Source organism: Micromonospora sp. NPDC007271, assembly GCF_040634005.1.
Classification (GTDB): Bacteria; Actinomycetota; Actinomycetes; order Mycobacteriales; family Micromonosporaceae; genus Micromonospora.
The window spans coordinates 21,455-28,069 of record NZ_JBEYER010000090.1 but is presented as its reverse complement, the minus strand read 5'-3'; the positions used below and the strand labels follow the sequence as shown (position 1 = coordinate 28,069).

Genomic DNA, 6,615 nt, shown 5'->3' with positions numbered 1-6,615 from the left:
ACCCTCGCCCGGCACGTCGACCCCGGCGAGGTCACCCGCGCCGACGTGGCCCGGGGGCAGCCGACTGGCGCGGATCGCCGGGTAGAGACCGGCGGCCGTGCCGACCAGCAGGGTGGCGCCCAGGCCGCCGGCCATCGCCCAGGCCGGCACCACCGTGGGCCACTGCCGGCTGTACGCGTACAGCGCGGTGATCCCCGCGCCGAGCAGGGTGCCGCCGACTCCGCCGAGGGCGGAGAGCAGTAGCGCCTCGGCGAGGAACTGAAGCCGGATCTGGCCCCGGGTGGCTCCGAGCGCACGCCGCAGCCCCACCTCCGTGCGGCGTTGCAGGACGGAGATGACCATGGTGTTCGCGATGCCGACGCCACCGACGAGGAGCGCGACGGCACCCAGGCCGAGCAGCAGTCCGCTGAGCGCGGTGTCGGTCGCCTGCCGGGCGGCCAGCGCGTCCGAGGGGCGGGACACGACCACCTCCTCCGGGGCCGACGGATTGGCGGTCCGCCCCAGTACCGCGCGGACCGCCGCGACCTGACTCTCGGTGCTCCGGACGTACACCCGGGTCGGCCGGCCGTCGAACTTCAGGTAGGTCCTGGCCGCGGGCCAACCGACCAGCGCGGCCGAGTCCAGCTCCTCGGCCAGCGGTACGGGCGCGAGCACGCCGACCACCGTGAACCACTCGCCGCCCAGCCACACCCGGAAGCCGATCCTCGGCACGTCGAGCCGGCGGGCTGCGGTGGCACCGAGGACGACGGCCGGGTACGCCGCGGTCGCGGCGGTGAACCAGGAACCGGAGCTGACGGTCGCACCCACCGTGCCGAGCAGCTCGGGCTGTGCGGCGAGCACCGACAGGCTGCCCGTCTGGCCGGGCGGCACCAGGTCGTTCCGGTAGACGGCCTGATCCAGCGCGGCGGTCGCGCTGACCGACTCGACCGGCCCGATCCGGGCGATCATGGGCACGGTCCTTTCGGGCAGGACCGCCTTGTCGCCGGCCGTGTTCTTCCCCGGGGCCACGGTGAGCAGATTGGTGCCGAGCCGGTCCAGGGCTCGGTTCAGCTCGGCCCGGCTGGAGGTGGAGATGCCCACCACGGCCAGCATCGCCGCGATGCCGATGGCGATGCCCAGGGCGGTGAGCACGACCCGCAGTGGGTGGGTCAGCAGCCCGACACCGCCCACCCGCACGACGTCCGCCGGGCTGAGCCGGCCCGGCCGCAGCCTCCCGGGCCCGGCGCGGCCGGTCACGCCGGCACCGCCGGGGCCCGGCCCGAATCGTGTACGACGTGACCGTCCCGCAGCACGACCTGGCGGGCCAGGCCGGCGGCGACCTGCTGGTCGTGGGTGATGACCACGACGGTGGTCCCCCGCTCGTGCAGGCTGCGCAGCAGCGCCAGCACGGACGCCCCGGCGACCGAGTCGAGGTTGCCGGTCGGCTCGTCGGCGAGCAGTACCGCCGGTTCGCCGACCACCGCCCGGGCGATGGCAACCCGCTGCCGCTCACCGCCGGACAGCTCATGGGGGCGGTGGCCGAGCCGGTGGCCGAGACCGACCCGGCGCAGCGCGTCCTCCGCGCGCCGCCGTCGCTGCCGCAGCGGTACGCCCGCGTAGAGCAACCCGTCGGCCACGTTGTCCAGCACGGGCATGCCCGCGGTCAGATGGAACTGCTGGAACACGAAGCCGATCCGGTGGGCACGCAGGGCGGACAACTGCCGGTCGGTGAGGGTCGAGACGTCGCGCCCGTCGATGCGTACCGAGCCGGACGTCGGCTGGTCCAGCGTGCCCATCAGGTGCAGCATGGTCGACTTGCCGGAGCCCGAGGGGCCGAGGACGGCGACCAGTTCGCCGTACCCGATGCGCAGGTCGACCTCGGACAGGGCGGCCACTCCGCCCGGATGGACCCGGGACACCCCCGCCAGCTCGATGACGTCGCCGCTCATTCCGGCACCCCCACCAGGAGCCCTTCGGTCAGGCCGTCGCCCTGCACCTCGACCCGTCCGTCGGCGAAGAGACCCGCCCGCACCGGCACGATCCGGGTGCCGCCGGGCCCGGTGACCTCCACGCCGTAGCCGCCCTCGGCCAGGGCGAGCAGCGCGTCGACCGGCACGGTGAGCACGTTCCTGCGCTGCTGCGCGACGTACCGGACGTCGACCGGGCTGTCGGTCAGGCGGCCCAGCTTGCGCTGGTCGGCCACGGCGATGGTCACCTGCACCTCGGCGTTGCCGGTGCCGGGCCGTTCAGCGTCGGCCGGCCCCTGGGCGCCGGTCGCCGCGGTCGGCGCGGCCACTACGGTGACCCGACCGGCGACGGAGGCGCCGGTTGGCAGGGTGATGGTGACCTTGGTGCCGTTCTTCGCCCAGCTCGTGTCACCGGCACCCGCCGAAACCGTCACGACCCGGGTGCCGCCGGTGTACGCCAGGACCGCGCCGGTCGCGCTCGCGCCGACGGGCACCAGCCGCTGTGCGACGCGGACCGCGCCGGCTGCGTAGATCACCTGCGTCCGGTCCACGGTGCCGGTCTCCGGCAGCCCCAGGTCCTTCTGCCAGCGTTTCACCGCGGTCGTGGTGCTCGCCGAGAAGGAGTCGTCGACGTTGAACCCCCGGTAGCCGAGGGCGGCCAGGTTGCGCTCGAACTGCTGCACGTCGGCGCCCCGCAGGTCGGCGGTCAACGGCCGGTACATCGGCAGTTCGCCGTACAGCAGCACCACCGGCTGCTCGTCGGAACGCAGCAGCGCCTCGCCCCGCCGGACCGTCGTTCCCACCTTGGGCAGCCAGGTCACCGTGCCCGTGGCGAGCGAGGTGAGCGGGACGGGTGCGCCGTAGCTGAGTTGTCCGGCCAGGGTCACGGATCGGGTCAGGGTCTGCCGGGTCACCGGCGCGGTCGCGGCGGGCGCGGTGCGGGCCGCCGCCGGCTGCCTGCCGTCCCGCCCGCCCAGGCCGAGGGTCGCCGCTCCGGCCAGGGCGAGCGTCGCCAGCACCAGGCCGCCGACGGCCACGGCCCGGAGCCGTCGCGCCGGCCGGCGGCGGCTCTCCGTGGTCGGCTCCATCGGGTTGCTCACCCCTTGGCGCTCGGGAGCGGGCCGGGAGCGATCCTCCTGGGCTGGCCGTGCTGGACCGGTTCACACATCAGGCGGGCGCGGAACTCGACGGCCGCTGCCTCCTCGCTCTTGACGGGGTCGCCGTCGCGGTCCCGGGAGAAGTAGCCGTCGGGCTCCGGGTCGGGGAAGTCCGGGACGCCGCTCTCGCGCATGCACTTCGAAAACGCCCGCTGGTACCTGATCTCCTCCTCGGTCATCGGCGGCGGCTTCTCCTCCAGCTCCGCGGGCACCGGCACGTTGTACTTCGAGCAGGCCATCTGGGCCTCCGTCCACCTGGGGTAAGTCTTCTTCGGCGCGCCCGGCCCACGCAGCTCGACCCGGCCCCGGGCGTCGGGGTCGGGCAGCTCGAAGCCCTGCTCGCGCAGGCAGCCGACCCACTGCCGTTGGGCCGCCACGTACTCGGCGACGACCCCGCTGCTCGACGCGGATGGCTGAGCGCTCTGGCCGCCCGCGGTGGCGACCCCGGGTGACTGCTCGTTCCCACCGCAGCCCGCGAGCGTGACCACCACCGTGGCCGCCGCGACGCCGGCGGACCACGACCGCCGGCGGGGGGACCAGGCAGAACAGATCATCATTTTTCCTCTCATTCTGGAAGTACCGTGGGCGCACGGCATCGCCGGACGCCCTGTGCGAGAGATGTGGGCTAGTTGCCGGTCACCGGCGACCAGTGCCAGCCGTCGGTGGAGCCGTACAGGCCACCGTCGGCGTGGCTGAGCGCGTAGAACCAGCCGTTCGGCGTACGGCGGATCGGACCTGCACTGGCAGGCAGGCCCGTGAGTTCGACCGACTCGTACCCGCCATCCGCGCGGGCCGCCCAGAAGCGGTAGACGTCGGTGTTCTGGTCGGGATCGTCCACGAGCTGGTAGAGCACATGGGTGCCGTCACCGGCGACGAACGAGCCCAAGCCGCGGCGTTGGGGAATGCGCTCGGCCATGGTGAGTCGTTGCCAACTGGTGCCGCCCGGACCCGCGCCGGCCGTACCGCGGTAGATGGCCTGCTTGCTGCCGCCCTCGGTCACGGCGTACACGGTCGCCCCGCCCCCGGACGCCAGCGACGGTGGCCGACAGCCCTCGGACGAGCAGGGCGGCGCGTCCGCGAAGACGTGGACGGACCAGGTACGGCCGGAGTCCGCGCTCGTCGCGGCGGCGGGCCGTCCCGTTGCCGGATCGATGCCCCCCACCCAGAGCCGACCGCCCGACTTCCTGATCACCAGCTCATCCGGCGGATACGCCTTCAGCGGCGGTTGTTCGGCCAGCGCCCCGATCTGGTGGAGGCCGGGATTCACCACCTGCAGGGCGCAGGACCCGTCTCTCGCCTGCGGCCAGCAGATGGCGGTGCTGCCGTCCGGCACCCCGTGAACAGCCGCAGCGGGTTGGACGGCGGTCCAGGTACGAGCGCCATCCGTGCTGGTCATCACGGTCGTGGTGACGCCGTGCGCCTGGCCCTGCGGCGGCACGACCCCGACCAGCGCCCCGGCGTCGAGGACCGCCAGGTTCAGGATCTCCCTCGGTGTGCCTCGTTCGCTCCAGGTATGGCCGCCGTCGTCGGAGCCCGTCAGCTGGAAGCGCGCCTTGCTGCACGGCGGTGGCCCGGTGCAGGTCGAGAACGCCCGGTAGAGGTGGTTGGCGTCGGCGGCACCAGCCCACTGGACCAGCTGCCCGACGTGCGGGTCGCTGCCCACAGCCGGAATGGTCCGGCCGGCGACCGGTGGCCGCTCGACGGGCTTTCCCGGAGCCAGCAGGCTGGCGGCTGCCGCAGCGATCGTGGCGAGGGCTGCCGCGCTCGCGCAGGTGGCCGTGGCCAGCCGGCGTCGCCGCCGGCGGCGGCCCGCCGCGTACACCTCCTCCGCCGTCAGGCGACTCGGCGGCGACGGCGAGTCCACCGCCTCCTCGAAAAGCTCATGCAGGCCCGTCATACCTGTCCTCCTGTAGCCGGGACGAGGGCGGGAACGGCGTCGCCCAGGACCCGGCGCAGCGTGTCGAGACCGCGTGCCGTCTGGCTCTTGACGGTGCCCTCGGAGCAACCGAGCGCGGCGGCCGTCTCGGCGACGTCCAGCCCCTGATAGAAGCGGCAGATCAGGGTCACCCGCTGGCGGGGCGGCACCTGACGCAGCGCATGGACGAAGACCATGCGCCGGTTCGCCGCCTCGATGCTGTCGTCGCCGGCCAGTTCCGGTGGTTCGGCCACCGCGCGTTCGCGGCGTCGCCACACCCGCCGGGTCTCGGACAGGTACGCCCGGACCAGGCAGGTCCGGACGAACGCATCCAGCGCCTGCGGGTCGCGAATCCGATGCCAACTCGCGGCGAGCCGAATGAAGGCGGCCTGGGCCAGGTCGTCGGCCCAGTGCCAGTCCCCGCACATGAGGTACGCGGTACGCCGCACCACCTCGCGCCGGGCCGCGAAGTACTCGCTGAACTGGCGCCGGTTCTCGTCCTCGTCGCTCCGCATCCCGCTCCCTTCATCGATAGGTGCACACGGGAGGCGTGACCGGTTGCATGGCTGGACGAAGTTTCTGCTTACCTTGAGAGAACACCTGGCCATATCCAGAACTGGCGTCACAGTGAGGTGACTGACGATGGGACTGCCGGACTCCGTGTCGATCCGTGAGGTCGGACCCAGGGACGGGCTGCAGAACGAGGATCCGATTCCGACCGACGCCAAGGTGCGCCTGCTCGACGCCCTCTCGCGTACCGGCGTGTCGCGGATCGAGGCCGTCTCCTTCGTGCACCCGAAGGCGATCCCGCAGATGGCCGACGCCGACGAGGTGTGGCAGCGGGCCGTCAAGGCCGACGGCGTGCGCTACTCCGCCCTGGTGCCGAACACCCGGGGCGCGCAGCGCGCCCTGGCGGCCGGCTTCACCGAGATCGAGGTGGTGGTCTCGGCCAGCGACACGCACAACCGGCGCAACGTGAACCGTTCCACGGGGGAGTCCCTGGACGACATCGCCGAGCTGATCGACCTGCTGCACGGCGCCGGCGCCCGGGCCGAGGTGATCATCGCGACCAGCTTCGGTTGCCCGTACGAGGGCGACGTCGACCCCCAGCGGGTCGCCGGCATCGTCGACCGGGTGGTCCGGGACGGCGCCGACCGGGTGGCCTTCGGCGACACCACCGGCATGGGTACCCCCCGGCGGGTCCGCGAGCTGATCACCGCGGTACGCGACCGCAACGCGCACATTCCGGTGCTGCTGCACTTCCACAACACCCGGGGCACCGCCCTGGCCAACCTGCTCACCGCCCTGGAGTTGGGCGTCACCGAGTTCGACGCGAGCGTCGGCGGCCTCGGCGGCTGCCCGTACGCCCCGGGGGCCAGCGGCAACCTGGCCACCGAGGAGGCCGTGCACATGCTGCACGACATGGGCATCGACACCGGGATCGACCTGGACGCCCTGATCGAGGCGGCGGAGCTGGCCGAGGAACTGGTCGGCAAGAAGCTGCCCTCCGGGGTCCTCCGCGCCGGCCCCCGCACCCGCCTCACCCCGCTTCCCTCCTGACAGATCCGACACACGACTCGAAACTGTGATGCCTCAG

The 6,615-nt window shown here is 73.2% G+C and carries 7 protein-coding genes; 1 reads left to right on the top strand and 6 read right to left on the bottom strand.

The features are described from left to right. The 6 genes from ABZ570_RS26380 to ABZ570_RS26355 form a co-directional block, all read right to left on the bottom strand. The coding region (locus ABZ570_RS26380; protein ID WP_358069029.1) for an ABC transporter permease at nt 1-1,236 on the bottom strand (1,236 nt) is incomplete at its 3' end. Further along, nucleotides 1,233-1,928, bottom strand: coding sequence for an ABC transporter ATP-binding protein (locus ABZ570_RS26375; RefSeq protein WP_358069026.1), 696 nt, complete (start codon nt 1,926-1,928; stop codon nt 1,233-1,235). The genes ABZ570_RS26375 and ABZ570_RS26380, both read right to left, overlap by 4 nt. Beyond that, the gene (locus ABZ570_RS26370; protein WP_358069023.1) at nt 1,925-3,034 is read right to left on the bottom strand and encodes a peptidoglycan-binding domain-containing protein; all 1,110 of its coding nucleotides are present in this window, start codon (nt 3,032-3,034) and stop codon (nt 1,925-1,927) included. The genes ABZ570_RS26375 and ABZ570_RS26370 overlap by 4 nt, the downstream gene beginning before the upstream one ends. An 8-nt stretch (nt 3,035-3,042) precedes the next feature. Beyond that, complete coding sequence (locus tag ABZ570_RS26365) at nt 3,043-3,660, bottom strand: hypothetical protein (protein WP_358069021.1); 618 nt, start codon at nt 3,658-3,660, stop codon at nt 3,043-3,045. Nucleotides 3,661-3,728: 68 nt separating this feature from the next. After that, entirely contained in the window at nt 3,729-5,000 is a 1,272-nt protein-coding gene (locus ABZ570_RS26360; RefSeq protein WP_358069018.1) for a sialidase family protein, read from the bottom strand. Then, nucleotides 4,997-5,533, bottom strand: a complete 537-nt coding sequence (locus tag ABZ570_RS26355; RefSeq protein ID WP_358069015.1) for a SigE family RNA polymerase sigma factor — start codon at nt 5,531-5,533, stop codon at nt 4,997-4,999. The genes ABZ570_RS26360 and ABZ570_RS26355 overlap by 4 nt, the downstream gene beginning before the upstream one ends. A 127-nt stretch (nt 5,534-5,660) precedes the next feature. On the opposite strand from ABZ570_RS26355, the gene ABZ570_RS26350 reads away from it, so the two are divergent. Next, entirely contained in the window at nt 5,661-6,578 is a 918-nt protein-coding gene (locus ABZ570_RS26350; RefSeq protein WP_358069012.1) for a hydroxymethylglutaryl-CoA lyase, read from the top strand. The last annotated feature ends 37 nt before the right edge of the window (nt 6,579-6,615 follow it).